The sequence below is a fragment of the Pseudomonas sp. GL-B-12 genome, assembly GCF_019955895.1.
Taxonomy (GTDB): domain Bacteria; phylum Pseudomonadota; class Gammaproteobacteria; order Pseudomonadales; family Pseudomonadaceae; genus Aquipseudomonas.
The window spans coordinates 34,540-61,124 of record NZ_JAHBCX010000066.1 but is presented as its reverse complement, the minus strand read 5'-3'; the positions used below and the strand labels follow the sequence as shown (position 1 = coordinate 61,124).

Below are 26,585 nucleotides of genomic sequence, written 5' to 3'. Positions count from 1 at the left end.
ATAACCAATCAGGAGTTTCCATGACCAGCAAAATCCCCGAGCCGGACCTCGGTTACCTGCAAAAAGTCCTGCTGGAAATGCTCGCCATTCCCAGCCCCACCGGGTTCACCGACACCATCGTGCGCTACGTCGCCGAACGCCTTGAAGAACTCGGTATTCCCTTCGAGCTGACCCGTCGCGGCACCATCCGCGCCACGCTCAAGGGCAAGAAAAACAGCCCCGACCGCGCCGTTTCCGCCCACCTGGACACCATCGGTGCGGCGGTGCGTGCAGTGAAGGACAACGGCCGCCTGAGCCTCGCGCCCGTCGGCTGCTGGTCCAGCCGCTTTGCCGAAGGCAGCCGGGTCAGCCTGTTTACCGACAACGGCGTGATCCGTGGCAGCGTCTTGCCGCTGATGGCTTCCGGGCACGCATTCAATACCGCCGTGGATGAAATGCCGATCAGTTGGGATCACATCGAGTTGCGCCTGGACGCCTACTGCGCCACCCGTGCCGACTGCGAGTCGCTGGGCATCAGCGTCGGCGATTTCGTCGCCTTCGACCCGCTGCCGGAGTTCACCGAAAGCGGCCACATCAGCGCCCGCCACCTCGACGACAAGGCCGGGGTGGCCGCGCTGCTGGCGGCGCTCAAAGCCATCGTCGACAGTGGCGAAGAGCTGATGATCGACTGCCATCCACTGTTCACCATCACCGAGGAAACCGGCAGCGGCGCCGCGGCGGCGTTGCCCTGGGACGTCAGTGAATTCGTCGGCATCGACATCGCACCGGTGGCGCCCGGCCAACACTCCAGCGAGCACGCGGTGAGCATCGCGATGCAGGATTCAGGCGGGCCGTATGACTATCACCTGTCGCGCCACCTTCTGCGCCTGGCCAGCGACAACGAGTTGCCGGCACGCCGCGACCTGTTCCGCTACTACTTCAGCGACGCCCATTCGGCGGTCACCGCCGGCCACGACATTCGCACCGCCCTGCTTGCCTTCGGCTGCGACGCCACCCACGGTTACGAGCGCACCCACATCGACAGCCTCGCCGCCCTGAGCCGCCTGCTCGGTGCATACATCCTCAGCCCACCCGTGTTTGCAAGCGATGCACAGCCGGCCAAGGGCTCACTGGACCGCTTCAGCCATCAGCTTGAACACGACACACAGATGGAAAGCGATACGCGGGTGCCGTCGGTGGACAGCCTGGTGGGGCAGCGGTCGGAGAGTTGAGTTGAAACGCTGAGATATTCGGTGTCTGACACATTGCCTTCGCGAGCAAGCCCGCTCCCACATTCGACCGCATTTTCATGGAGTAACTCGGTCAACTGTGGGAGCGGGCTTGCTCGCGAAGGCGTCAGACTAGACAACATAAGACCCCGGGCTGGCTGTCCTCGCCCAATCGCCGTAGCATCGCGCCATTGATCCAACCGAGGTGCCTATGCTGATCCCCCACGACCAACTTCAAGTCGACACCCTCACTCGCCTGATCGAGGACTTCGTGACCCGCGACGGCACGGACAATGGTGACGACACACCACTGGAAACCCGCGTCCTGCGCGTGCGCCAGGCCTTGACCAAGGGCCAGGCACTGATTGTCTTCGATCCGGAAAGCGAGCAATGCCAGTTAATGCTCAAGCACGACGTGCCCAAGCACCTGTTTGACTGAGGCCTTCAGCGCTCCTTGGTTTTCGCCAGTTTGTTCTGGATGCGTTCGTAGATTTCGCAGCGGTGCACATTGACGTCCTGAGGCGCTTCAACGCCAAAGCGCACGTTGCTTCCGTTGATCGCGAGAACACGCACGGTAATGTTGTCACCGATGGAAATGGTTTCGCCCACAATGCGAGTGAGTACGAGCATGAGGAGTGTCCTTCAGGGGTTACTGGCCCTTGAAGATGCCCGGCCCGCCGCACGCCTACAATGCTCCGACAGCAAACCAGACCGGACTGACAGCCCCTGACGCGCCACGCTTACGGAAAGGTCTGACAAGCCGGTTGATTGTAGGGCCGATCTGTCAGGACGCGGAGAATCGCGGCCCGAACAGGATGATGCTCGCGCCGATCACACACAGCGCCACGCCGAGCCAGTCCGAACCCAGCGGACGAATCCGCTCGACCACGGCCAACCAGCCGATTGAGGCAATGATGTAGATGCCACCGTAAGCGGCGTAGGCACGGCCGGCGTAGGTGGCTTCGATACGGGTCAGCAGCAGGGCGAACAGGGTCAGGCTGAGGAGCGCCGGCACCACCCACCACATGCTTTTGCCTTGGCGCAGCCACATCCAGAAGGCAAAGCAACCGGCAATTTCGAACAGCGCGGCGAGGAAAAACCACAGGTAATTGAGCATGCAAGCGTCTCGCGAGGATGGCCGATGGCGGCCACCCTAACCACAGCGTCGCCTGCGGGCAAGATCAGCTTGCCGATTGCCTGGCCTTGGCGCGCATTTTGTCGGCCATGATGGTCATTTCGTTGTAGAGCAATTGCGGGGTCTTCTGCTTGATCGCCCAGGCCATGCGGCCCTGTTCGTGGGGCAGGATCATGAACTCGCCAGCGGCGACCTGCCGGTAGATGTAGTCGGCGATGTCGGCGGCGCTGATGGGCGAGCTTTCCAGCAACTTGCCGACCTGGGCTTTCATGGCCGGAGTCGGGCCGCGGAAGGAGTCCAGCAGGTTGGTCTGGAAGAACGACGGGCACACCACATGCACCCCAACTTCCTGATGCGCCAGCTCGATCAGCAGGCTTTCGGACAACGCCACCACGCCCGCCTTGGCCACGTTGTAGTTGCTCATCGCCGGGCCTTGCATCAGCGCGGCCATGGACGCGATATTGATGATCTTGCCTTTGCTTTTTTCCAGCAACGGCAGGAAAACCTTGCAACCCTTGACCACGCCCATCAGGTTGATCGCGATCTGCCAGTCCCAGTCCTCCAGGGACAACTCACTGAAGAACCCGCCAGACGCCACGCCCGCGTTATTGACGATGACATCGATGCCGCCGAGCTTGACTTCGCAGGCCTGGGCGAACGCCGTCAACTGGCTGTAATCGCGTACGTCGCAGCGCTGGATAAAACCGTCGCCGCCCGCTTCGCGGACCAGCTTGAGGGTTTCCTGCAACCCGGGCTCGCTGACGTCCGACAAAGCCAGTTGCCAGCCTTCACGCGCCCAGCGCAGCGCGATTTCGCGACCCAGGCCCGAGCCTGCACCAGTGATCATCATGCGATTTTGCATAGCAAACAGCCTTGTTGTTCTCGGAAGATGCACCGAGTGTAGCGAAGGAAATTGCCCGACCCACGCTCCATCAGATTGCTGAATGGCCCAAGCAAACCGCGGGAGCGCCTGAAACAACTAAGGCAACAACAATAGAAATAAGAACCTGCTCGAAATACTTGAAAAAACCTGGAGTTTTCCTGCAAGCGCAAGAGTCGGCTTTTTTAAGCAGCTCGAACTTACTTCATTCCCGCTGACCTTGATTGGCAGGGTCAATCCACTGCATTTTCGACAAGGAAATAGACATGGGCACAATACTGATCGTCATTCTGATCCTGTTACTGATCGGTGGTTTGCCGGTCTTCCCGCACTCCAGAAGTTGGGGTTATGGCCCATCCGGAATCCTCGGCGTGGTGTTGGTGGTGATACTGATCCTGTTGTTGCTCGGCAAGATATGAAAGTCTGACAAGCAGATAGAAACCAGCGAAAAAGACGATGCCAGTCAGTCAATCTGACTGGCATCGTTGTTTTGATTCATACGTTAGTGAATATCCCGCTGAGGGGATCGATATTGCCGTCATAAGGCACGCTGGTTCCTGCGGCCTTGGCTACGGTTGCCCAGATACGCTGCATGTCGACGAAATTCTTGCCGATCACCGGGTTCCCCGCGTGGTGCTGACGATCGGCTTGCGACGTAACGTTGAAGTACCGCCCTGAACCGTCCCCGCTTTTTAATAATCCGCTCGCGCCTCCCATTAATAACATCGGCATATCGACCATGTGCTCAGGGGCTCCATCGGCCATCTCGCTGGTGAGTACGACGAGTGTATGTTGGAGCAGATTGTCGCTGGGCACGTGCGGGTCCTGGTACCTGGCCAGTTCATCCATAAACAGTTTGATCTGCTTGACGTACCATTTCCGTGTTCCTCTCCAGGGCTCTTCCCCGGCGTAACGATGTGCACATTCATGGGGATTACTGGTGGAACTGACATCAACGATATTGAGCGACTCCGCCGAGCGCCCGATCTGAAGGGTGGCGACCCGGGTTATCCCGCAACCCAATGCGGTGGCCACCACTTTGTGGTGATCAGCCTGAATGCGGGTGCGGTGCACCGCCGATCTGTAATCCAGGGGCTCGAGTGTCACAGGCTCACATGCCCCCACGGGTGGCCGTGTTTCCTCCAGGTCCTTGATGACCTGCTCCACCGAGTCGAGATGGGTATCAAGCTTTTGCCGTTCTCCGGCAGAAAGTTTGACTCTGAGTTCCTGGATATCCACCAGGGATGCCTCCAGCAGCGCACCGGCCCCAGGCTGTAGTGCGCCCCGAGTCTGAGCGGGTGACTTGAACAACGATTCAACCATCAGCATTGGGTCACGGTAGGGGGTACGAATCGCACTTCCCTGAAACGACACAAACCAGGGCGTTCCATCGATTCCGGCGTGGGGACCGGCAAACAGACTTCGGTGGGACGGCTCAGTGCCCGGCAGCGCTTGCCCCAGCAACACGTCAATAGACGATTGACTCTGTGCGCTATCACGCAATACCCAGTTCCAGCCATTATGACCCACGTTCCCCGGCCCCAGAATAATCCCGCGCAGGTACAACGACTGGTTGCGATAGGCGGCCAGCTCTGAACTGACTTCATTCAGCGTAAAGGCCGTGGTATCCGTCCCCTGTGCAGTGGGATGCCACAATCCGCGCCCATCACCAAAACCACCGCCATTGTAGGAGTCCACCGCCAGACCGTCGGGGACCACCGCAAACACGACCTTCAACCTGGCTTGCTCGGATTGCCCCGCCAATGCCATCCGCGCTAATCCGAATTGGGTCAACGGACCAAAGACACTCGCCGCAGCCAGACCCGCAAGAAAGCGTCGACGACTTTTCAAAATGCCCATGATCAGTTCCTCTCGGTCTTGTAGGTGAACGCCTTGGAGGTACCCAGAGTTCGCAACATTTCTGCCAGGGCCCCTGAGGTTTTCAAACCATCGGCAATCGCTTTCACGGTCCCCGAGGTCGAGGCATCAGATTTGGTGCCGAATACAAACCGGAAGTAACTGTCGGCCATGCAGAACTGGGATGCCGGATGGCGTGGAATTATTCGGGCAATATCCCGAACGTCGTTGATATGCTCGGTTCCGGCCGAAGTGATAAACGGACCGGAGGCGTCGATCGGCATAATTTGTGGATATTGATTGTAGTTGTAGGCGTTTTCCACGGTGCGATAACGACCGGCCGCATCGTAGTTCTGCGATGCCGCCCCGGTGTCATTCATGAATTGATGGCATTGCCAGCAACGCCCGTTTGAAGCATGTTCGCCGTTTACCAGCCCCCAGTATTCACGGGTGGTAATTGCCCGGTTTGGAAGCGTAGGGCCTTCAGGCTCGGGCTCCACCGGGGCACCGAATTCACGGCAGAACATCTGCTCACGTACCATGATTCCACGCTTGACCAATGAGGTGCTCACCAAGTCTGACGTGGCAGCTTGAGTCAGCCCCAGATGCAACAACCCTCCCCGTTTTTCGTCCACTACGACCTTTTGCATCGTGCTGCCCGTGACGCCGCTGATTCCATAATGCGCGGCCAGGTCCTGATTCAAATAGGTGTAACCAGGGTTGAACAACTCACTCAGGGTTCCCGAACTCAGTAACATGGTTTTGCTCAGCAAATACTGCTCCTGGGCCATGAGTTCGATCATGTGTTTGCTCAGTCCCGGTTTTTCCTGCACGCCCCGAGCGGTTTTGACGTAGTAGCTGACGAATCGGTTGAACTGCTCGATACCGCGATCCGTTTGCATCATTCGCTCAATCTCTGCAGAGATCTGTTGTGAGGTCCGCAGTTCGTTACGCTGCGCCTTGGCCAGCAGTTCAACATCCGGAGTCGTGCCCTCGAACGCGTAAGAGAGCGCAGTCGCTACCTCGAACGGCGTTAACTCGTACACGTTGTTTGCCAATGCTGTCGCCGTCCCCAGTTCAGAGCGATAGAGAAAGTTCGGCGACATCATTAGAGCGGTGATTAAAGCCGGCGCCCCTTGCTCGTTGAGGATTTTCTGGTAACGCAACCGCTCGGCGTCAGTCACAGGCCGTCGGAACAACTGATAACCCAGGGAGGTAACCAGATCGTTGCCTGTCCGGGAGGTTGCCAGCGCGCTCAACCGCGATGGCGAAACCTTTTCTGCCACCGACAATGCCATGTCGTAAAACAGTTTGACGTCCTCTGCCTGCAGAACGCCCATGTTCGCTTCCCCTGGGTACTTGAAGTCTTTTTCGGACTTGTCGGCCGGCAGTTTATCGGGATTAACTTCGACACCCAGAATGTCCCAGACGGTGACGGCATACTCACTTGGCGTCAGCAATCGCAACTGCCGCGCGCCATAGGATTCGCCCTGATCCAGGTAAGGTTTCCAGACGACGTCGAACAAGTGATTACTGATTTCAGTCGCACAGGTGGTGTCGCAATGCCCTGAAACCGGCATGGTCTTGATTTGTTTGACCAACGCTTCCCGACCCGCCACGCTCCAGAGCAAGGCCTTACTCACGCTGTTGAAGTACTCGACCGAATGGCACTTGGTACAGGCCCCCGCCAAGACCCTTTCGCCCAGGCTCTCGACATGTTGGTAAGTCATGAGTGGTAACTGCCGGTCCTGACTGGACTCATCAATCACCACCAGCTCCAGTTCCGGCTCCGGTTTTTCCTTCGAGTAAAACGGGTAGAAAACCTTGTACTTGCCATAGTCGAGGAGCTGCGTTGTAGTCCCGCCCCATGGAATGTTTATGACCTGTTGCTCAGCATTGCTCCGGGCCTCATTGACCAGGCTGATGTGCCATTGGCCATCGGTGACTGAAGCAGGTTTAGCCGGTGCCTGGATCGCAATCTTGACCTCAAGCTTGATCGGCCGCTCGCGGTAACGCGTGGTGATGGTACGAGTCTTGTTGGTTTCCGATAGCGTGAAGGATGTGTTGCGCACCTCAGGAATCCAGTTTTTCACATCATTGAGCCGCAACTGATACTCACCGTACGCCAGCCCTTTGAGAACCAGCGCGAACTCATTGTTTAACGGATGCCATGACATTTGCACCAGCCGGCTATTGCCATCGGGGGCAATCAGATAACCGCTGATCATCTCGTCTTCCAGGCCGGGGGGTGACAGCATCGGACGCAACGCCAATTCGGTCTGCGGCAACCCGGTTGTGTCATAGCGCACGCGATAGATGACCCCGGCGACATCGTCGCTGATCAACAGGCTGCCATCCGTCAGTTCAAGAAACTCGACGGGGCGCCCAATGCACGAGTTGTCCAGGCAATAGACATCAAACCGATCCGGATCCTGCACAAATCCATTGATCAACGGGATCTGGTTGACCACGCGCGTACCGCCCTGGATGGTCAGCATTTGTATGTCCATGCCTGGACGGGCGGTGGAGCCCGCACCATGCACCGCAACCAGCAAATGTTGGGTATCCGCAGTGGCCGGGTAACCTGACCAGAACTTGACCCCGAGCGGTGCCGTGTTGGTGCCCGACTCAAAAGCTGCCGGCACATAATCAGCGGGGTTGATCTGCTCGAGCGACTTGTCGGACACAATGGCACCGGGCACCAGCGGTGGCTGGATCACACCCGAGTTCAGGTACTCCTCCTGGGTGAATCCGGGCGTGTCCTTGCCAAACCGATAAGGCACGCCGAAATGCAACCCGGGGCCCCGGATAAAGTTGACCTCATCAGGGTTGGGGAAGCCTTGGCGATTATTGTCGCTGAACCATATTTTGCCGTCCTTAGGGTTCCAGTCGAAGCCGACAGAATTACGCACCCCCGTGGCCAGAATCTCGGACGCCCCCGTTTCCAGGGAGTAGCGCAAGACAGCCCCATAACGCTTGTCGGCAGGAATCATGCACAAGTTGCACGGAATGCCGACCGCCGTATAAAGCCACTTGTCTGATGGATCGAGTGGATTGAAGCGCAAGGGGTGTTTCATGTGCCAGATGCGAGTGTTCGAACCGGACGACAGAGGGGGCAAGGGAAACAGGTTGTCATCTGCCGGAAAGTTGAAAACCAGTTCGGGTTTCGGGTCTTTGTAATGATCGTCCGCGTTACGCAAGCGATACAGACCACCCGTGGTCGAGTAATACAGGTCACCGTCGCGATACGCCACGCCGTGAGGCTCTTCCAGACCGCTGGCAATGACATGAATGCCCGTCGGTTTACCCGCTCCATCCAGTGGCAACGCATAGATCATGTCGCCGATTTTTCCGTCATAGACGTACGAAGGGATTGCGCTGGAGCCGACATACAATACGTTCTTGCCCATGGCCATCTGCCTGGGTTGAATAAGCCCCTGGGCAAACAGCTCGATTTTTATCCCCGGCAAACCACTGAGCTTGCTCACATCCACCGGTGGACGATACTTCACCGTCACGGCTTGCTCTGCCCCTTGCGCTGCCTTGAACGTGACAATGCGCGGCGTGTTCAGCGGGATGTATCCATCAGTGCTGTTCATCACCAATTGGTAGTCGCAGGCTTTCAGATTATCGAGGTGGATCGTTTCGTTGGCCTTCGCGCTGATCGAAATCTCTTCGGCCTTGCAGCGCAAAGTCCCGGTGACCATCTGATCAGCGCGAGCGACACCGGGCACCGCCGGTTTCAGGGGTGCTTTGCCGCTAAGAGTGGAAAAGCTCAGCGTCAGGCGATTGCCCTCAAAACCACCGCATTCACCGAGTTCCTTCCACGCGCCTTTCCAGTGGTTGGTTGGAAGGAGTGGCTCATAGGCCGGTTGCCGACACCATTGCCAACTGCCGACACCAAGCGGTGCCTCGTCATCTTTCCAGCATTCAAACTGTTGGCCGGCGTGCTGTACCTGTTGCCCTTGTTCATAGGCCGTGTCCTTCTCGTAAGCGGGTGCGGTACAGGACCGAGGTGAGGGAGCTGACTCTGATGTTCCGGTGAACACCGCTAAAGCGATGACAGCGGCGAGCGCCACCAGACACGCGAGCCACAGCAAACGAAGCACACCGACAGACTTATTCATGAAGCGAGCCTCACTCGTCAGCCAAGTGTTTCAACCCGTCGGACAAATCTGCAGATTCAGTGTCCTGCGGCGAACCACCTGAACCGAAGTGGCAGGCAAAAAAAGAGCCAAAGCCAACCCCGGCGTTTCTATTGGAATGTCTTCCAATGCGGTTCCACTGCATGACCAAGACATGGCACGAAAGCCATAGAGACAGGAACAGACAGACACTCATCCTTGCAACACTGCCCGCTCTCAACGTCGCTGTTGCAAGCGTTGGATCAGGTACCCGAAGCACATGTATGAAATCCCCAAACCCCAAGGGTGTCTACTGTCAGAGTTGACAGGTATTACCCTTGGGTGCGGTACATCGCCACCCGGCAAGATCGAGTAGGAGGCGGATTTACATCCGCCGTCCTCTCACCGTACGTACGGTTCCGTATACGGCGGTTCAGGTTATGCGGCTAAGCCGATTGATCGTATCCAGTATTGAGACCAGTCCCAGCCTATCCCACAGTTTCTTCGGTAGCGCTTGATTCAGATGCGCAGCTCCGGAACTCCACCATGGGCCACGGCCATTGAACGCCGATATGCAGGCGCGGGCCCTGCTGAGCCCTAGGCGTATCAGGTTACGAGCCCTTGTTGAGGGCCGCTTCCATTGGCGCCAGATCACACAACGAAGTTTATGCCGTACCCAGCCGTCCAGTTCCTCAAACGCTCGCTTGCTCTGGATGAGCTTGAAGTAACCCGCCCAACCGCGCAGTACAGGATTGATCCGCTCGATAGTTGTCGCCATCTTGCGGCCCTCTGCCCCGCGCAGCAGTTCTCTAAGCCGGTCGCGTAAGCGACCCAGGCTCATCTTCGCCACTTTCAGCTTCGGCTGCTTATGCCAGCTCATCCCGTAACCCAGGTAATCACAAACCCAAGGGCGTGCCACACGACTCTTTTCCCGGTTCAACGTCAGTTTCAGACGCTGACTCAAGAACCGTTCGACGCTGGTCATCACTCGCTCGCCAGCACGCCGACTGCGCACATAAATGTTCGCGTCATCGGCATAACGCACGAAACGATGACCTCGCCGTTCCAATTCGCGATCCAGTTCGTTAAGCAGGATATTCGACAGCAATGGCGACAGCGGGCCGCCTTGCGGCGTCCCCTCCTGCCGTTGGCCGACGAATCCGCCCGATATCACGCCCGCTTCGAGGTAACGGCGAATCAGCCTGAGCACGCGCTTGTCTTCGACTTGGCGCTCGACATAGGCCATCAGGACATCGTGGTTGACCCGATCAAAGAACTTCTCAAGATCGAGCTCCACGCACCAGCGGTGTCCCGCCGCCACATGAGCTCGGGCGGTTTCGATGGCTTGGTGAGCGCTTCTGCCCGGACGAAAACCGTAGCTGTAGTCCGAGAACAACGGATCGAAGAGCGGCGTGAGCTGTTGCAGCAAGGCCTGTTGGATCAGGCGATCCACGACACTGGGGATGCCCAGCTGCCTTGTTCCCCCTTTGGGTTTGGGGATGTCGACGGCGCGTACACCTTGCGGGTGATACTCGCCGGCCAGCAGCCGGCCCTTGCGGATCGGCCAATACTGTTTCACGTAGTCCGCCAATTGCTCGACCGTCATGCCATCGGCACCCGGCGCGCCCTTGTTGCTGACCACGCGTTGATACGCACGCCTAAGGTTGGCGGGTGCAAGCACCCGCTCCATCAGTGTTTCCGGCTCCGCGTTCGTCCACGTCACAGACGCCGTCGATACCTGTGCGCTGTCAGCCGTCATCCTCGGATTCTGTCCGGGACTCGGAGTAACAGTCTTCTCTGGGAGAAATTTCTGCATTTCGGTATTCGACGAGACTCTGACGCCTACTGGCGGCATAACCTGTTCGGCCCTTGGTGGCAGAGTTACTTGCCACTTACTACGGCCTCGGCTGACTTCTGCACGCTCATCCCGTCGCCTCACGACGCTCGGTAGCACAGTGGCAAACGTGCAGATCTCCCAGGGTAATTCGCGCGACCTTCCTGCTTATGCCTGTCGGATCTACGTCACAGCGTTCCGTGCAAGTATTGGGCTTTGACGATTATGGCCGTCTTACCCCGCTGCGCCGCCTCATCCGCTTCCTGTTCGTCAGGCCAGCATTTTGCCTCGGGCTTCCTTCAGATTCGCGGTCACCCACGACACCCTTGCCTCTGGCTAACACTTCCCCTTGCCGGGTGTGTAGAGGACTTTCACCTCCAAGTCACCAGCGAGGCCACCACAGCCAAGCTGGTTGCGCTTGCGCGCAACGCGCCATGCCTGGCGCACCATAAAAAAATCCGATACCTGTGCAGGTATCGGATTCTGATTTTTTGTTGCCTGAGGTCAGGCAGCAAGATCTGACTGAATACTTAGTCCGGCTTGCCATCAACAACACCAGCGGTATTGTCCAGCAGGCTCTTGGTCGCTGTTTGCAGGAACGCTTCGAGCTTGAGTTTCAACTCGGCGGTACCCGGTGCATCCGCAATGATCTCGGCGTGCGGCGTAGCGCCCATTTCGTACTGATACAACTTTGGCGCCATGTCCTTTTCCTTTGGCAACACAAGGATCCGGTCGTCGCTGAGGATGGCCGTGGTCTGCTCGTTACCGGAAGGTTTGATCACACCAAAACCCTTATCGCCTTCAGGCAGGTTGAGCAGGTCGCGGCCCCAGCATTGCTGGCGAGTTTCGCCGCCCAGGCGGCCCATGATGGTTGGCACGATGTCGATCTGGGTGCCCACGGTGTGGTCACGCTGACCGAACTTCTCCTGGATGCCCGGCGCGATCATCAACATCGGCACGTTGAAGCGGCCCAGGTCCATTTCAGTGATCTGCTGTTCGTTGCCGAAACCGTGGTCACCGACGATGACGAACAGGGTTTCCTTGAAGTACGGCTCCTTGCGGGCCTTTTCAAAGAACTGGCCCAGCGCCCAGTCCGCGTAACGCATGGCGGTCAAGTGCTCGTTCAGGCTGCCGCGATTGGTCACAGGCTCGACCGGCAATGGCGTCGGCAAGGCGTATGGCGTGTGGTTGGACAGGGTTTGCAGCAAGGCATAGAACGGTTTGCCGTTTTCCCGTGCCTTGAGCTCTTGCAGACTGCGATCGAACATATCCTGATCGGACACACCCCACGTCGGGTCGGAGAACACCGGGTTGACGAAGTCGTTACGGCCGATGAAGTTGGTCATGCCCTGGTTGCTGAAGAAACCCGACTGGTTGTCCCAGGCGAAATCGCCGTTGTAGACATACACGTCGTCATAGTGACGGGCACTGAGCAACTGCGGCAGGCCCGACAGCTTGTGGCTGCCTTCCGGGGTCTGCATCAGGTATTCGAAACCCGGCAGGTTCGGGAAGCAACCCATGGTGGCGAACATGCCCTGGTGGGTATGGGTGCCGTTGGAGAAGAAACGATCGAACAACAGGCCTTCCTTCGACAGTTTGTCGAGGTACGGCGTGATGTTGTCCGGGCCACCCAAAGCTCCCACCGAGTGACCGGCCATGCTTTCCATCAGGATCACGACGACGTTCTTGATCGGCAGGGTCTTGTCGGCCGGCGGCGTGTAGTCACGACGTACAGCGGCCATGTCGGCTTCTACCAGTTTTTCGTCGGGCAGCACCAGCATGTCACGCACGATTTGCTGGGCTTGCTCTTGAGGCAGGGTGGCCTTCCAGATGTTGTCACGCTCTTCGGACATCCGGCTTTTCGCTGCGGCAACCAACTGCAGGGTGCCGTTGAGGCCCAACTGGTTGGCGAAAATCGAGTTGGTGGTGTAGACGTCACCCCAACGCAATGGCGGGCCTTGACGCAAGGTGCCACGAGCGGCGATCACGCAAACCAGCAGGCACACCACGAATACCGCGATACGCGCATACCACGGCGCAACCTGGCGTGTGCCGATGCTGCCGCCACTGAACGGGCCACGAGGGCGGGTTGCACGGTCGGCGCCCTTGAATGCCTGGCTCAGGATCCAAGTGCCCACGGCCCAGGCCAGCAGGTAACGGACCACCGGGAAACCGTACCAGAGCATGCTCGTCACGGTTTTCGGATCTTCCTTGACGTACTGGAAGACCAGGCCGTTGAGGCGCTGGTGGAACTCACGATAGAAGTCCATCTCCATCAGGCCCAGGAACAGTGCAATGCTGGAGACGATCGTCAGCCAGAGACGGAACAGCCCGCGCGCAGCCATGGCCCGTGCGCTGAACAAGGCCAGCAGCAACGGAATACTGAGATAGACCACCAGACGCAGGTCGAAACGCAGACCGTTGGCGAATGCTTCGAGGAAAGTCGAGGCCGGTGTGTCGAGGATCATCGAGCGGTTGTAAACCAGCAGCGCGACGCGCAGCAGGCTGAACATGACCATCATGACCAGGGCACACAATAGCGTGTAGGCCAGATGCGATTTGACGGTCGGTTGCAGCAGGCGACTAGAAGCTCGCTGCTGATTCAGGGCGTCCGGGATTGCCATGTCGTTTTAGGACCCATTGGAAGTTGAAGTTTCAAAAATACAGCTGCGCCTTGCCCTCTTTTCGGCCCATACAAGGCCCCGGGGTTTGCGCGGTGCGCAAATGTTGCACGATCAACGGCAGCAATGCCATTGATAACTACCCTCATCCCGACTGTTTCATCCTGCATTCAGCAATACGCAACGCGTTACGGGAGAGCCGGCGAATTGTCTTGGAGACCTGGTGAAAATTTCGTGCAACGCATATCTGGAAACAAATTAAAGCCTGCACACCGGTCAAAAACGCAAACGCCCCGATCGAGTCGGGGCGTTACGAAGTCACCTTGAAAGAACGACACCGTTACTTCTCGGCGCGTTCCTTGAGGGCTTTCAAGGTATTGAACGGGGCATCGACCACGAACTTGTTGGCCACCATCGATGGCACGCTGCCGCCCGGTTCGGTGTGCACCTGATAGGTCACTTCGATCTGGTCGCCCTTGGGTACGAACTTCCAGAAACCGTCGACCTTGGCGACCCGGACGAAGCCTTTTTCTTCAGGAATGTATTTCGGTACGCCTTCGAGCTTGCGGGTCAGGCTGCCATCGGCGCCTTCGACGGTGGTGACGTGCAACACCGAATCACGCGGAGTAACCGGCCACGGGGTATTGAACTGAGTGTAGGTCCAGCTCTGGTCACCTTCGTGCTTGAGCAGCTTCTGGGTTTTGCATTCGTGAATCCAGGCGCAGGCTCCGGGCACGTCTTCCTGCAACGCACGCAGCTTGGCCATGGTGGTTTTCATCAGCGTGACGCCCTGGTAGGCCTTGTAGTCGGAGCCGGCCACTTCACTCAGGGAGATCTTGATACCGTCTTCGTCTTTTTTGACTTTCCAGTCTTCGGCCTGGGCCGTCGAGGTAACCAGCGCAACCGTCAAACCACACAGCACAGCCATACGATGCAGCGAACCCATAGTCTTATTCCTTATTGTTGAAGTTCCGTTCGTTGGGCTTGCACCTCCGATCACCTTCAGGTTTTTCGGAGGTGATCGGAGGTGCAAGCCCACACATCACGCCGCCGTCATTTGCTCCCACCAGCCAATCAACCGGATGGCTTCTTCGCTGCTACTTCCGCACACCTCGGGGTCGGCATCGAAGGCAGAACACACCGCCGGCCGTTCTGGCTGGCCGAAAATACTGCACAGGTTATCGGAGGAAAGTTGCAGGCAACGCTGCCCCGCGGCCTTGCCGTTGGGCATACCGGGAATCGGTGAACTGATGGAAGGGGCAATGCAACAAGCGCCACAGCCCTCACGGCATTTCATGACGACAAGCTCCTCGCGACGAGCAATGTGTTAATGGACGGGGCACAGAGTACCCGCTAAAACACTTGTTTTAAATTACCTGCGAGCGGGTTTTTCAATGCAAACGGGCATGACCGACCAGTCTCCGACAAAGCGTCTGGCCTGCGGCTCGCGGATCCTGACGGGGTTACTGCTTGAACTCGAAATCCAGTGCCGCGCCTTCGACCTCACGGCGCTCTTCATTTCGCAGTTGCAGCTGCATTTCATTGCTGAGCAGGCGGCCGTTGAGCTGGAACGGACTGCTGCCGCTTTTGTCACCGAACATCTGGGGTAACAACGGTTCACGCCTGGTCAACGGCACCGTACCGACAGGCTTCAGCTCCTGAACCATGTCCCGGGGCAAACTCAAGTCCAGATTGGCAGATGGAAGCTCAGTCTTTACCACCTCGCTGGCCGGTTTCGATTTGGAGGCAATGGGCGGACGCTTTTTCACGGGCGTCGCCTGCTTACTGGCCGCCGAGGCTTTTTTCGCAGGTGCGGTTTCTGTCGGTGCGACGTGGAAACTGCCGGTGGTCTGCTGATCCTGCTCGGTAGCGGCCACGACGGATGCCGGCTGAATACTCGCAATCAGGCAGAGCAAAAGCCAGGCGGCAGAAAAAGTCGGTTTCATGTATCCCACGGTGGGTGCAAACGGCAGAGATGCATATGCTCGCCTGTTGCAGCCCACATGACAAGCGCAGTAGCAGCCTGTTACAAACCGCCAGCCATCTCCTGGCAGAGTTGGGTGGCCAGCATGCCCAGGGTCATCAATGCGCGCTCGGCTTCACGGTTCCACGGGATGCCGCAGTTGAGCCGGATGCAGTGATTGAATTGCTCGGTATTACTGAAGATCAGTCCCGGCGCGATACTGATGCCCTGCTGCAATGCCCGCACGTGCAACTCTTGCGTGTTGACCCGCCCCGGCAGACTGACCCACAGAATGAAGCCACCGGTAGGCCGGGTCATCTGCGTGCCTTCCGGGAAATACTGCTGCACCGCCAGCTGGAAGGCACTGAGGTTTTTCCGGTATTCCTGACGGATGAAGCGCAAATGCCGGTCGTACCCGCCATTTTCCAGGTACGCGGCAATGCCCATCTGGGTCACGCTGCACGCGGAATGCGTGCTGAAGGTCTGCAAACGCTGGATTTCCTGCTGATACTTGCCGGCTATCATCCAGCCGATCCGCACGCCAGGCGACAGGGTCTTGGAGAAGCTCGAGCAATAGATCACCCGGTCCAGCCGATCGTAGGCCTTGAGGGACTTGGTACGCCCCTGCTCGAACATCAGCTCCCCGTAGATATCGTCTTCGACAATCTGGATATCGAAGTCCGACGCCAGGCGCAGCAATTGTTTCTGCCGCTCCTCTGGCATGGTACCGCCCAATGGATTGCTCAGTCGGGTGGTCAGCACCAACGCCTTGATCGACCATTGGTTGGCCGCCAGTTGCAGGGCTTCCAGGCTCATGCCCGTGGCGGGATCGCTAGGGATCTCGATGACCTTGAGGCCCAGCAGGTCGGCCAGTTGCAGCAACCCGTAATAGGTCGGCGATTCGGCAGCGATCAGATCGCCCGGACGGGTCAGTACACGCAAGGACATCTGCAGCGCATCGACACAACCGTGGGTGATCACCACTTCCGACGGATCGACCACCACGCCGGCATCGCGCATGCGGATCGCCACCTGTCGGCGCAACGGTTCGAAACCGGGGCTGAACATGTAGCTGAAGGCCCGCGGGCTATGGAAACGGGTGACCTTGGCCAATTGCTGATGCAGTGCCCGCACCGGCAAATAGTCGACACTCGGCACCGCAGCGCCCAGCGGGAAGACACCTTCTCGACGGGATTCGACCAGGACTTGTTGAATGATGCTGCTGCGGGTGACCAGGCCGGGGCGCTCGACCCGGGCGATGTCCGGCGTCGGTGCTGTGAGTGCCGGCGTCTGGTGCACGTAGTAACCCGACTGCGGTCGGGCGCGGATCAGCCCCTGATCTTCGAGATTGGCATACGCCTGCAACACCGTCGCATGGCTGACATTGAGCTGCGAGCTCATCTTGCGCACCGAAGGCACGCGCTCCCCCGGCTGATAGACCCCACGGCGGATGTCTTCGGCCAGTTGTTGAGCAATACGTTGATAGAGCAAAAGATTGGTCATGACGCAGCACTCGATTTCACGGGCATTTTATTCTTGTGTAAAACAATACCGGAACAGTTTAGAAGTGTACGGGGACAGTTGCCACAATAGTCGACCGTACAGTGCAGTGTCAGCAAAATCTGTACTGTTTTGTGCGGTAATCGGCAGGCAAAAAAAACCCGGCACTGCATGGCAGGCCGGGCTTTCCAGCGACGCAACCCTTAGCGGGCAGCGCCGAGCTGGCCCTTTTCGTCGGAAAACACAATTTCCACCCGACGATTCTGCGCCCGGCCCCGTTCCGACGCATTAGCGTCCACCGGAAACTCGTCGCCATAACCCTCGACCTGGATGCGCTTGTCGTCGATGCCCAGGTCCATCAGCACGTCAGCCACCGATTGTGCGCGGTCGCGGGACAGCTTGAGGTTTTCCTGCTTGCCCCCGGTACTGTCCGTATAACCCTCTATCCGCACCACCCGCTTGGGGTTGAGTTGCAGGAACTGCACGATCTTCAACACCACACGGTTGGCCGAAGATTTCAACTCCGCCTCACCGGTGTCGAACAGCATGTCGCCCAATGTCATCACCAGACCACGGTCGGTCTGGGTGGTGGTCAATGCCAGTATCTGCTCTTCGAGCCATTTGCCTTGCTGCTGCACGCTGAACAGTTTGGACTCACGCAGTGCCAATTGCAGGCGCTGCCGCTCCAGCTCGAGCTTCGCCGCTTGCTCTTCATTGAGCACCTGATTGGTGTGTTCCCGGGCAATGGCGCTATAGCGCTGACTCAGGTAGGCGTAATGCACCACGTCCGAACCACTGCCCCAATAGCTGGACAGGCGATCGGCACGGGCCAGGGACTCACCGGCGCGAATCACGTCCTTGGGGGCGATTCGCAGCACATTGGAGTCTTCCTTGACCTTCTGAAAGTCGGTGCCGGCCTGCTGCAATGCGGTCTCGCTGTGCTGGCTGGCGCAGCCAAAGAGGCTCGCGCAGCCTGCCAGGATCAAACCGCCGAGGGCTTTAGTCTTGAGGCTCATTCGGCATCTCCCAGTTGCTTACGCAGGCGAGCGATGCGGGTGTTGAGCACGTTCAACTGTTCCTCGCTCTTGGCCGTCAACACCTTGGCTTCAGCCAGGCGCGCATCGAGCTCGGCCTGTTCGGCCCGCATGCGTGCGTTTTTGAAGGATTGATCAGTCATGTTGCCCTTGGCGCGGTTGAACTTGTCTTCGGCCAGTTTCATTTCCGGCACATCGTCTGCCGTGGCGCCCACGGCCGTGGCCTGTTCGAGTGCCTGTTCGGTCAGGCGAATCTGTTCATTCGGCGCAGGATCGGTTGCACAACCCGCCAGGGCGGCAAAGGCCACGGCAGCGAAAAGAAGTCGAATACTCACTAAAAATCCTTACTGTTTTGGGGTACTGACGGGTTGTTGCGGGGGGTTTGGCTGTGGTTGTGAGCGTTGTGCTTTCCAGCGCTCGATATTGCGCATCAGCACGGCCTCCGTCAGTCCGGACGCGGGCAATTCTGTCATCTTTTTGGCCAACTGTCCGCGTAACCACGGATCGTTGCACGCCGAGTCATGGGAAATCGCCAAGTACAGACCAGGCTTGTCGACCGGTTGCGAGCGCGCAACCAGATCACCGGCCATGCCCAGTGTCTGCGCAGTCGCCATGCCCGAGTAACGCCCTGCCAGTACAAATTCGACCTCGCCCAACAAAAGTTTCTGAAAGGCCTGGGTCAGATTGGACGTGCGCGTGAGGGTTAGCTGCTGTCCGGTAAACGTGCTGAATTGCGGGGTCAATCGGGCCTTTTCCGACACGGCACCGGGATGGCCGTGCAGGTCTTGTGCTTCGTTGTAGATCAGCATCGAATCCTTGCGAGTCCAGACCAGATAGTCGTTTTCCAGCACGGGTGGATGGATGTAATCCAGGGTCTCCAGCTCGCTGACGGTCAACGTCGCGTCCGCCAGCATGTCCATGCGCCCGCTGCGCACTTCGTCCAGGGCCTGGGCGCGTTTGCCGGCATAAAGCAGTTCGACCTTGAGCCCCAACTCCCCCGCCACTTGCTGCAGCAAATCAGCACTGGCACCGATCAGGTGCTTGGGGTTCTGCGGGTCTTGCCACAGGTACGGCGGCGCGTCCGGGCTGCCGGTGACCACCAGGCGTTCGCATTTACCTGCGGCGACTGACAGCGCCGGCAATAGCGTCAATCCCAGCAAGCTCCACACACAGCGCAGATCCATGGCCACACACTCCACTCATACCCGGTTATGCCCCCTTGTAGGAGCGAGCTTGCTCGCGATGAGCGTTAACGATGACGCGTTCATTCTGGAAAAACGCGGCGCATTTGAGTCCTTCGCGAGCAGGCTCGCTCCTACAGAAGAGCAAAAAAAAGCCCGACCAAAAGGTCGGGCTCTTTATAAGTGAAGCAGCCGGATTAGACCAGCTTCTCCAGCTCAGGGATGGCTTCGAACAGGTCCGCCACCAGGCCGTAATCGGCCACCTGGAAGATCGGCGCTTCTTCGTCCTTGTTGATCGCCACGATCACTTTGGAGTCTTTCATGCCGGCCAGGTGCTGGATCGCGCCGGAGATACCGACGGCGATGTACAGCTGAGGAGCAACGATCTTGCCGGTCTGACCGACCTGCATGTCGTTCGGAACAAAACCTGCGTCGACCGCGGCGCGCGAAGCACCCACGGCAGCGCCCAGCTTGTCAGCCAGGGCGTACAGGTGTTTGAAGTTGTCGCCGTTCTGCATGCCACGGCCGCCGGAAACGACGATCTTGGCAGCGGTCAGTTCCGGACGATCGGACTTGGCCAGTTCTTCGCCAACGAAGCTGGAGATGCCAGCGTCGTGGGCAGCAGCAACGGCTTCAACGGCAGCGGAACCACCTTCAGCGGCAACCGGGTCGAAACCGGTGGCACGCACGGTGATCACCTTGACCGCAGCGTTCGATTGAACGGTAGCGATGGCGTTACCGGCATAGATCGGACGCTTGAAGGTGTCGGCGCTTTCGACCGAGATGATCTCGGAGATCTGGTCAACGTCCAGGGCTGCGGCAACGCGCGGCAGGATGTTTTTGCCGTTGGAAGTAGCGGCAGCCAGGATGTGGCTATAGCCCTTGCCCAACTCTGCGACCAGCGGAGCAACGTTTTCCGGCAGCTGGTGAGCGTAGGCAGCGTTATCGGCTACCAGCACTTTAGCCACGCCAGCGACTTTCGCAGCGGCTTCAGCCACGGCGCCAACGCCCTGACCTGCAACCAGTACGTGCACGTCGCCGCCGATTTTGACAGCAGCGGCCACGGTGTTCAGCGTGGCCGGGGCCACTGCTTTGCCGTCGTGTTCAGCGATTACCAAGATAGTCATGATTAGATTACCTTCGCTTCGTTTTTCAGTTTCTCGACCAGTTCAGCCACCGACTTGACCTTGATACCCGCGCTGCGTGCAGCCGGCGCTTCGACTTTCAAGGTTTTGTTGGTGGAGGCGGTGGAAACGCCCAAAGCATCCGGAGTCAGCACTTCGAGAGGCTTCTTCTTGGCTTTCATGATGTTTGGCAGAGACGCGTAGCGCGGCTCGTTCAAACGCAGGTCGGTGGTGACGATGGCCGGCAGCTTCAGGGAAACTGTCTGCGCGCCGCCGTCGACTTCACGGGTGACAGCTACGCTGTCGCCGCTGACTTCGACTTTCGAAGCGAACGTGCCCTGACCGTAACCGCTCAATGCAGCAAGCATCTGGCCAGTCTGGTTGTTGTCGCTGTCGATGGCCTGTTTGCCAAGGATCACCAGCTGAGGCTGTTCCTTGTCGACAACAGCTTTCAACAGTTTGGCAACAGCCAGGGAAGTCAGATCTTCGGCGGACTCGACGAGGATGGCGCGGTCGGCACCCAGAGCCAGCGCGGTGCGCAGTTGCTCTTGAGCGGTGGACGGGCCTACGGAGACGACGACGATTTCAGTCGCAACACCCTTTTCTTTCAGGCGTACGGCTTCTTCCACGGCGATTTCGCAGAACGGGTTCATCGACATCTTGACGTTGGCAAGATCGACGCCGGAATTGTCCGCCTTGACGCGAACCTTGACGTTGTAATCCACAACGCGTTTGACAGCTACAAGAACCTTCATGGATTCCTCGTTACTCTCCGGTGAAAAGAAAGTCGCCTAGGCGAACCTGGCGGTTGATGCTCATCGGGCGCAAGGGCACCTCCAAAAACGCCGGCAAAGGTGTCAAGTGACCATCGCTCATGATCCTGATGACCGTTCGTCAGTAGTGACTGACGAGTCATTCAACATCGCGGCGTGTAAACTGCACATCAAACCCGCGCAGCGCATCACTCTCTACTGCCATCGCCCTGTCTTTAGAGGTGCTCTTGAAACCAACAGTCAGCCTACGGCGAGCGCAAAACCGCCCGTATCTTGACCGGAACGCCTATTCCGGTCAATACGCCAAAATGGCCGTTCATAAGGCGCGTGACTTTGATTTCTCTGGCTTTGAGCCAATTCAAACAAACGTTTGTATTGGACGCTGAGAGTGGTGTAGATATAATGCGCCACCCAAAGAGAAAGGTGGTCAATCGATTGTCCTCTTCCGGCGTTGCGCCGGGATTCATGGATGCGACACCCGACTTCCAAATTAGAAAAAAAACTGTTGAGCCTTGAGTAGGAGATAACCTGTGGAACGCGAATACATGGAATTCGACGTGGTCATCGTCGGTGCCGGCCCCGCTGGTCTTTCCGCCGCCTGCCGCTTGAAGCAGAAGGCCGCTGAAGCTGGTAAGGAAATCAGCGTCTGCGTGGTCGAAAAAGGCTCCGAAGTCGGTGCTCACATCCTGTCCGGTGCCGTGTTCGAACCACGGGCCCTGAACGAACTGTTCCCGGACTGGAAAGAACTCGGCGCGCCGTTGAACACGCCCGTCACCCGCGACGACATCTTCGTGCTGAAGAACGCTGAAAGCGCGCAGAAAATTCCAGACTTCTTTGTGCCCAAGACCATGCACAACGAAGGTAACTACATCATCTCCCTGGGCAACCTGTGCCGCTGGCTGGCCCAGCAGGCCGAGAACCTGGGCGTGGAAATCTACCCGGGTTTCGCCGCTCAGGAAGCGCTGATCGACGAGAACGGCGTGGTTCGCGGGATCATCACCGGCGACCTCGGCGTCGACCGCGAAGGCAATCCGAAAGAAGGCCTGTACACCCCGGGCATGGAACTGCGTGGCAAGTACACGCTGTTCGCCGAAGGTTGCCGTGGCCACATCGGCAAGCAGCTGATCAAGCGCTTCAACCTGGACACTGACGCTGATGCCCAGCACTACGGCATCGGCCTGAAAGAAATCTGGGAAGTCGACCCGGCCAAGCACCAGCCTGGCCTGGTGGTGCACACCGCCGGTTGGCCGATGGACATCATGGGCACCGAGAACACCGGTGGCTCGTTCCTCTATCACCTGGAAAACAACCAGGTAGTGGTTGGCCTGATCGTCGACCTGTCCTACAGCAACACCTACCTGTCGCCGTTCGACGAGTTCCAGCGCCTCAAGCATCACCCGGTGCTTGCTCAGTACCTGGAAGGCGGCAAGCGCATCAGCTACGGCGCCCGCGCCATCTGCAAGGGCGGCCTGAACTCGCTGCCTAAAATGGTCTTCAAGGGCGGCGCGCTGATCGGTTGCGACCTCGGCACCCTGAACTTCGCCAAGATCAAAGGTAGCCACACCGCGATGAAGTCCGGCATGCTCGCCGCTGAATCCGTGGCTGACGCGCTGTTCGCCGAGAAGGACAGCAGCGAAGAGCTGACCACTTACGTCGACGCGTTCAAAAAGAGCTGGCTCTACGAAGAACTGTTCGCCAGCCGCAACTTCGGCCCGGCGATCCACAAGTTCGGCGCCATCGTTGGTGGCGGTTTCAACTGGCTCGACCAGAACATCTTCGGCGGCAAACTGCCGTTCACCCTGCACGACACCAAGCCGGATTTCGCTTGCCTGAAACTGGCGGCCGACTGCAAGAAGATCGACTACCCGAAACCGGACGGCAAGATCAGCTTCGACAAACTCAGCTCGGTGTTCATCTCCGGTACCAACCACGAAGAAGAGCAACCGTGCCACCTCAAGCTGGCCGATCCGAGCATCCCGATCAGCAAGAACCTGCCGCTGTATGATGAGCCGGCACAACGTTACTGCCCGGCGGGCGTGTATGAAGTGATCACCAAGGAAGACGGCGAGAAGCGCTTCCAGATCAACGCCCAGAACTGCGTTCACTGCAAGACCTGTGACATCAAGGACCCTGCACAGAACATTACCTGGGTGGCGCCGGAAGGCGCCGGCGGCCCGACTTACCCGAACATGTAAGCCGAACCGCTGAACATCAGGGCTCCCGAAACGGGGGCCTTTTTGTTGCCTGCGATTCAAGCTACACCACAAAACCCATTGTGGGAGCGGGCTTGCTCGCGAATGCGGTTGATCCTTCACCACTTGTATTGACTGATCTACCGCTTTCGCGAGCAAGCCCGCTCCCACAGGGGCAGTTGGTGGATCAGGCTGCGCGTTCATCTCCGGGATTACGCTCGAAGTACCGCTTGTACTCGCGACTGAACTGCGACGTGCTCTGATACCCCACCCGATGCGCCACCTGCGCCACGCCTAGCCCCTCGCCCAGCAACAACTGCTGCGCCCTGAGCAAACGCAATCGTTTCAGATACTGCACCGGCGATAACAAGGTGCTGCGCTTGAAATGCTCGTGAAAGGTCGACGCACTCATGTTCGCGCAACTGGCCAGGGTCTCCACGTTCAGCGGTTCGGCAAAATGCGCATGCAGATGACTGAGGGATGCCGCGATCCGGGCGAATTGCCCCTGCTGCTCCACCAGCGCCCGCAACACATCGGCTTGCGGACCGCGCAATGCGACGAACAGCAACTCGCGCAAACGCGCTTGCCCCATGATCTGGCATTCCAGCGGATCGTGCAGGCAACGCAACAGTCGCTCGACACAACCGCGCATCGCGTCATCGAGCACAGCCGAAGTCATGGACTCAGGCGTTTGCGCCGGAATATGCCGCCCCGGCGCCAGGCCCATCGCCAATACCAGCTCGCCCAGCGTCACCCGGTCGATCGCGACCGACACCCCGAGCATCGGTCCGTCCGGCGCGGCAAAGGTTTCACACTCGAACGGCACCGGCAGCGCCTGAATCAGGTAGTGCCCTGCGCCATATTCCAGGGTGCGCGGCCCCAGGTACGCCAGTTTGCTGCCCTGGGCGATGATCACCAGGCTCGGTTCGTAGATCTGCGGCCCACGGGCCACATCGCAACTGGCCCGCAGAACCTGCACGCCCGGCAACGCGGTCGGGACGAAACCGTCGCGAGTGGACAGCGGCTCGATCAGCGAAACCAGGGTGACATTGGCATCAAGGTGACGGGTTAACAGCATCGGGGCACTTCACAAAAAAAATCACGGAAAAAGGGACGAAAGCATCATCGCAGATCCGCTGGTCAATGCGACGGTTCACACCCGCATGCCGGAGGAATAGGCATGACACCCGGAGGAATCGCCATGGCCGGTACAGGGTTCGGCGCCCAGAATGCGCCACCTCACCCGTCAGCGCTTTTGCGAGGTTCACCATGTACACCGCCATCGGATACGCCGCCCAGTCGGCCACCACTCCCCTCGCCCCCGTGAAATTCGAACGCCGCAGCCCACGGGCCGACGACGTTGCCATCGAGATTCTCTACTGCGGCGTTTGCCATTCCGACATCCATCAGGCCCGCAACGAGTGGGGCATTGCCGTTTACCCGCTGATGCCCGGCCACGAAATCGTAGGCAAAGTTACCGCCGTCGGTGCGAACGTCACCCAACACAAAGTCGGCGATCTGGTCGGTGTCGGTTGCATGGTCGACTCGTGCCGCAGTTGCGAAGCTTGCCAGGCCAACCTGGAGCAATACTGCCTCGAAGGCCCGACCTTGACTTACGCCACCCCGGACCGGGTCGACGGCAGCAACACCATGGGCGGCTACTCCGACAGCATCGTGGTCAGCGAGCACTTTGTGGTGCGTATCCCGGAAAAACTGGCCCTGGCCAGCGCCGCGCCAATCCTGTGCGCCGGCATCACCACCTACTCGCCGCTCAAGCACTACGGCGTGAAGGCCGGTGACAAGGTCGGGATTCTCGGCATGGGTGGCCTGGGCCACATGGGCATCAAGTTCGCCAAGGCCATGGGCGCCGAAGTGACGCTGTTCACCCGTTCGGCAAACAAGGCCGAAGAGGCTCGCCGCCAAGGCGCCGACCATGTGATCGTGTCCACCGATGACGCGCAGATGCAGGCTGCCGCTGGTCACTTCGACTTCCTGCTCGACACCATTCCGGTGCAGCACGACCTCAATCCTTACCTCGATACGCTGCGTTTCGACGGCGTGCATATCCTGGTGGGGTTGATCGAACCGGTGGAGCCGCCGGTACATGCCGCCAAACTGGTGTTGGGGCGTCGCGTGCTCGCCGGCTCGCTGATTGGCGGCATCGCCGAAACCCAGGAAGTGCTGGATTTCTGCGCCGAACACAACATCACCTGCGACATCGAGATGCTCGACATCCGCCAGATCAACGAGGCTTACGCCCGCATGATCGCCGGTGACGTGAAGTACCGCTTCGTCATCGACATGGCGACCCTCAAGGTTTAAACCTTAAGACCAAGCTCTGCCGACAGCCGGGTTGTGACCCCTTTGATCAGGGGAATCAGCTCGGCCATTTTTTCCAGCGGCATATACGGCACGGTACTGGCGATGCTGATACCGGCGACGATGCGTTTGCTGGCATCACGGATCGGCGCCGCCACACAACGGATCGACGGTTCGTTGTCTTCCAGGTCGAAGGCATAACCGCCGGCCACATACTCGACCATGCGCCGCTCGAACTGCTCCCAGGATTGCTCCGGGTGCTGCGGCCAGAACTGGTTTTTCCCACCCACCGGCAGGCTGACTTCGAACAGGCGCTGCCACTCTTGCGGCGAATCATCGAGCATCAGCGCCTTGCCGATCCCGGTGCGCGCCAACGGCATGCGATGGCCGACCCGCGAACGCATTTCCGGGCCATTGCGCCCCGGATTCTTGTGCAGGTACAGCACTTCGTCGCCTTCACGAATCGCCAGGTGAATGGTGTCGCCGGTCAACGCCGACAACTCATCCAGATACGGCCCGGCCAGGGTCACCAATGGCAACTCTTCACGGGCCTGAAAGCCCAATTCGATCAGCTTCGGTCCCAACAGGTAACCGACTTGCGGCACCACCCGCAGATAACGCTCGTCCACCAGGCAGCTGGCCAGGCGATGGGTGGTACTGCGCGTGGTGCCGATCAGCCGGGCGATTTCCTTGAGATCGCGGGCGCCGCTGGCCACGGCATGAACCACACCCAACCCGCGAAGCAGGGTCTGGGTGCCGGTCGGTGCGGCGTCCTTGGCGATTTTTGGCGCGTCTTCCTGCATATCCAGCCTTTACCGTTGAGCGAGTGAACGGGCGGCA

The 26,585-nt window shown here is 58.8% G+C and carries 23 protein-coding genes; 5 read left to right on the top strand and 18 right to left on the bottom strand.

The features are described from left to right. Positions 1–20 precede the first annotated feature (20 nt). Positions 21–1,211: an osmoprotectant NAGGN system M42 family peptidase gene (locus KGA85_RS27645; protein WP_223456208.1), complete on the top strand. Its 1,191-nt coding sequence runs from the start codon at positions 21–23 to the stop codon at positions 1,209–1,211. A 208-nt stretch (positions 1,212–1,419) separates the two neighbouring features. Further along, complete coding sequence (locus KGA85_RS27640; protein ID WP_056727184.1) at positions 1,420–1,647, top strand: YheU family protein; 228 nt, start codon at positions 1,420–1,422, stop codon at positions 1,645–1,647. 5 nt (positions 1,648–1,652) lie between these two features. Here the strand turns inward: KGA85_RS27640 and csrA are convergent, their stop codons facing one another. From csrA to KGA85_RS27625, 3 genes are all read right to left on the bottom strand, one after another. Next, a complete protein-coding gene (gene csrA / locus KGA85_RS27635) occupies positions 1,653–1,838 on the bottom strand; it encodes a carbon storage regulator CsrA (protein WP_223456207.1) in 186 nt (61 codons plus the stop codon). A gap of 154 nt (positions 1,839–1,992) precedes the next feature. Continuing rightward, on the bottom strand, positions 1,993–2,325 hold the full coding sequence (locus KGA85_RS27630) for a YnfA family protein (protein ID WP_008004345.1): 333 nt from the start codon (positions 2,323–2,325) through the stop codon (positions 1,993–1,995). Between the two features lie 64 nt (positions 2,326–2,389). Next, complete coding sequence (locus tag KGA85_RS27625; protein WP_223543543.1) at positions 2,390–3,205, bottom strand: SDR family oxidoreductase; 816 nt, start codon at positions 3,203–3,205, stop codon at positions 2,390–2,392. Between the two features lie 278 nt (positions 3,206–3,483). Between KGA85_RS27625 and KGA85_RS27620 the strand changes: the two genes are divergently transcribed. Further along, a complete protein-coding gene (locus KGA85_RS27620; RefSeq protein WP_223456302.1) occupies positions 3,484–3,642 on the top strand; it encodes a DUF3309 family protein in 159 nt (52 codons plus the stop codon). Between the two features lie 76 nt (positions 3,643–3,718). Here the strand turns inward: KGA85_RS27620 and KGA85_RS27615 are convergent, their stop codons facing one another. The 13 genes from KGA85_RS27615 to KGA85_RS27555 form a co-directional block, all read right to left on the bottom strand. Continuing rightward, positions 3,719–5,083, bottom strand: coding sequence for a DUF1552 domain-containing protein (locus KGA85_RS27615; protein ID WP_223456205.1), 1,365 nt, complete (start codon positions 5,081–5,083; stop codon positions 3,719–3,721). Positions 5,084–5,085: 2 nt separating this feature from the next. Further along, entirely contained in the window at positions 5,086–9,189 is a 4,104-nt protein-coding gene (locus KGA85_RS27610; RefSeq protein ID WP_223543542.1) for a DUF1592 domain-containing protein, read from the bottom strand. 448 nt (positions 9,190–9,637) lie between these two features. Next, complete coding sequence (ltrA, locus tag KGA85_RS27605; RefSeq protein WP_223456203.1) at positions 9,638–11,059, bottom strand: group II intron reverse transcriptase/maturase; 1,422 nt, start codon at positions 11,057–11,059, stop codon at positions 9,638–9,640. 509 nt (positions 11,060–11,568) lie between these two features. After that, positions 11,569–13,662, bottom strand: a complete 2,094-nt coding sequence (locus KGA85_RS27600) for an LTA synthase family protein (protein ID WP_223456202.1) — start codon at positions 13,660–13,662, stop codon at positions 11,569–11,571. A gap of 337 nt (positions 13,663–13,999) precedes the next feature. After that, a complete protein-coding gene (locus tag KGA85_RS27595; RefSeq protein ID WP_223456201.1) occupies positions 14,000–14,605 on the bottom strand; it encodes an START domain-containing protein in 606 nt (201 codons plus the stop codon). Positions 14,606–14,701: 96 nt separating this feature from the next. Further along, entirely contained in the window at positions 14,702–14,956 is a 255-nt protein-coding gene (locus tag KGA85_RS27590; protein ID WP_223543541.1) for a YkgJ family cysteine cluster protein, read from the bottom strand. A 166-nt stretch (positions 14,957–15,122) separates the two neighbouring features. Next, positions 15,123–15,605 (bottom strand): translation initiation factor 2, encoded by a 483-nt coding sequence (locus tag KGA85_RS27585; RefSeq protein ID WP_223543540.1) that lies wholly within the window; start codon positions 15,603–15,605, stop codon positions 15,123–15,125. An 80-nt stretch (positions 15,606–15,685) separates the two neighbouring features. Beyond that, on the bottom strand, positions 15,686–17,125 hold the full coding sequence (locus tag KGA85_RS27580) for a PLP-dependent aminotransferase family protein (RefSeq protein WP_008050371.1): 1,440 nt from the start codon (positions 17,123–17,125) through the stop codon (positions 15,686–15,688). Between the two features lie 200 nt (positions 17,126–17,325). Then, the gene (locus tag KGA85_RS27575) at positions 17,326–18,138 is read right to left on the bottom strand and encodes an OmpA family protein (protein ID WP_223456199.1); all 813 of its coding nucleotides are present in this window, start codon (positions 18,136–18,138) and stop codon (positions 17,326–17,328) included. Continuing rightward, positions 18,135–18,491, bottom strand: coding sequence for a DUF4398 domain-containing protein (locus KGA85_RS27570; protein WP_223456198.1), 357 nt, complete (start codon positions 18,489–18,491; stop codon positions 18,135–18,137). The genes KGA85_RS27575 and KGA85_RS27570 overlap by 4 nt, the downstream gene beginning before the upstream one ends. A 9-nt stretch (positions 18,492–18,500) precedes the next feature. Further along, the gene (locus KGA85_RS27565; RefSeq protein WP_223456197.1) at positions 18,501–19,340 is read right to left on the bottom strand and encodes a substrate-binding periplasmic protein; all 840 of its coding nucleotides are present in this window, start codon (positions 19,338–19,340) and stop codon (positions 18,501–18,503) included. A gap of 194 nt (positions 19,341–19,534) precedes the next feature. Beyond that, complete coding sequence (locus tag KGA85_RS27560) at positions 19,535–20,464, bottom strand: electron transfer flavoprotein subunit alpha/FixB family protein (RefSeq protein WP_223543539.1); 930 nt, start codon at positions 20,462–20,464, stop codon at positions 19,535–19,537. Positions 20,465–20,466: 2 nt separating this feature from the next. Continuing rightward, positions 20,467–21,216 (bottom strand): electron transfer flavoprotein subunit beta/FixA family protein, encoded by a 750-nt coding sequence (locus KGA85_RS27555; RefSeq protein WP_223543538.1) that lies wholly within the window; start codon positions 21,214–21,216, stop codon positions 20,467–20,469. Between the two features lie 548 nt (positions 21,217–21,764). Between KGA85_RS27555 and KGA85_RS27550 the strand changes: the two genes are divergently transcribed. Further along, complete coding sequence (locus KGA85_RS27550; RefSeq protein ID WP_223543537.1) at positions 21,765–23,429, top strand: electron transfer flavoprotein-ubiquinone oxidoreductase; 1,665 nt, start codon at positions 21,765–21,767, stop codon at positions 23,427–23,429. A gap of 184 nt (positions 23,430–23,613) precedes the next feature. Here KGA85_RS27550 and KGA85_RS27545 read toward each other — a convergent pair whose 3' ends face one another. Then, the gene (locus KGA85_RS27545; protein ID WP_223456195.1) at positions 23,614–24,504 is read right to left on the bottom strand and encodes an AraC family transcriptional regulator; all 891 of its coding nucleotides are present in this window, start codon (positions 24,502–24,504) and stop codon (positions 23,614–23,616) included. A gap of 191 nt (positions 24,505–24,695) precedes the next feature. Between KGA85_RS27545 and KGA85_RS27540 the strand changes: the two genes are divergently transcribed. Then, a complete protein-coding gene (locus KGA85_RS27540; RefSeq protein WP_223456194.1) occupies positions 24,696–25,748 on the top strand; it encodes an NAD(P)-dependent alcohol dehydrogenase in 1,053 nt (350 codons plus the stop codon). Here the strand turns inward: KGA85_RS27540 and KGA85_RS27535 are convergent. Then, positions 25,745–26,548 carry an IclR family transcriptional regulator gene (locus tag KGA85_RS27535; RefSeq protein ID WP_223534374.1) on the bottom strand — a complete coding sequence of 268 codons (804 nt, stop codon included), beginning with the start codon at positions 26,546–26,548 and terminating at the stop codon, positions 25,745–25,747. The genes KGA85_RS27540 and KGA85_RS27535 overlap by 4 nt on opposite strands. Between the last annotated feature and the right edge of the window lie 37 nt (positions 26,549–26,585).

Bases quoted from the DNA above. Each gene is read 5' to 3' on its own strand.
- KGA85_RS27540 (WP_223456194.1), top strand. From the start codon at position 24,696: ATGTACACCGCCATCGGATACGCCGCCCAGTCGGCCACCACTCCCCTC.
- KGA85_RS27590 (WP_223543541.1), bottom strand. From the start codon at position 14,956: ATGAAATGCCGTGAGGGCTGTGGCGCTTGTTGCATTGCCCCTTCCATC.
- KGA85_RS27545 (WP_223456195.1), bottom strand. From the start codon at position 24,504: ATGCTGTTAACCCGTCACCTTGATGCCAATGTCACCCTGGTTTCGCTG.
- KGA85_RS27565 (WP_223456197.1), bottom strand. From the start codon at position 19,340: ATGGATCTGCGCTGTGTGTGGAGCTTGCTGGGATTGACGCTATTGCCG.
- csrA (WP_223456207.1), bottom strand. From the start codon at position 1,838: ATGCTCGTACTCACTCGCATTGTGGGCGAAACCATTTCCATCGGTGAC.
- KGA85_RS27585 (WP_223543540.1), bottom strand. From the start codon at position 15,605: ATGAAACCGACTTTTTCTGCCGCCTGGCTTTTGCTCTGCCTGATTGCG.
- KGA85_RS27580 (WP_008050371.1), bottom strand. From the start codon at position 17,125: ATGACCAATCTTTTGCTCTATCAACGTATTGCTCAACAACTGGCCGAA.
- KGA85_RS27630 (WP_008004345.1), bottom strand. From the start codon at position 2,325: ATGCTCAATTACCTGTGGTTTTTCCTCGCCGCGCTGTTCGAAATTGCC.
- KGA85_RS27560 (WP_223543539.1), bottom strand. From the start codon at position 20,464: ATGACTATCTTGGTAATCGCTGAACACGACGGCAAAGCAGTGGCCCCG.
- ltrA (WP_223456203.1), bottom strand. From the start codon at position 11,059: ATGCCGCCAGTAGGCGTCAGAGTCTCGTCGAATACCGAAATGCAGAAA.
- KGA85_RS27640 (WP_056727184.1), top strand. From the start codon at position 1,420: ATGCTGATCCCCCACGACCAACTTCAAGTCGACACCCTCACTCGCCTG.
- KGA85_RS27625 (WP_223543543.1), bottom strand. From the start codon at position 3,205: ATGCAAAATCGCATGATGATCACTGGTGCAGGCTCGGGCCTGGGTCGC.
- KGA85_RS27575 (WP_223456199.1), bottom strand. From the start codon at position 18,138: ATGAGCCTCAAGACTAAAGCCCTCGGCGGTTTGATCCTGGCAGGCTGC.
- KGA85_RS27595 (WP_223456201.1), bottom strand. From the start codon at position 14,605: ATGGGTTCGCTGCATCGTATGGCTGTGCTGTGTGGTTTGACGGTTGCG.
- KGA85_RS27645 (WP_223456208.1), top strand. From the start codon at position 21: ATGACCAGCAAAATCCCCGAGCCGGACCTCGGTTACCTGCAAAAAGTC.
- KGA85_RS27535 (WP_223534374.1), bottom strand. From the start codon at position 26,548: ATGCAGGAAGACGCGCCAAAAATCGCCAAGGACGCCGCACCGACCGGC.
- KGA85_RS27600 (WP_223456202.1), bottom strand. From the start codon at position 13,662: ATGGCAATCCCGGACGCCCTGAATCAGCAGCGAGCTTCTAGTCGCCTG.
- KGA85_RS27615 (WP_223456205.1), bottom strand. From the start codon at position 5,083: ATGGGCATTTTGAAAAGTCGTCGACGCTTTCTTGCGGGTCTGGCTGCG.
- KGA85_RS27555 (WP_223543538.1), bottom strand. From the start codon at position 21,216: ATGAAGGTTCTTGTAGCTGTCAAACGCGTTGTGGATTACAACGTCAAG.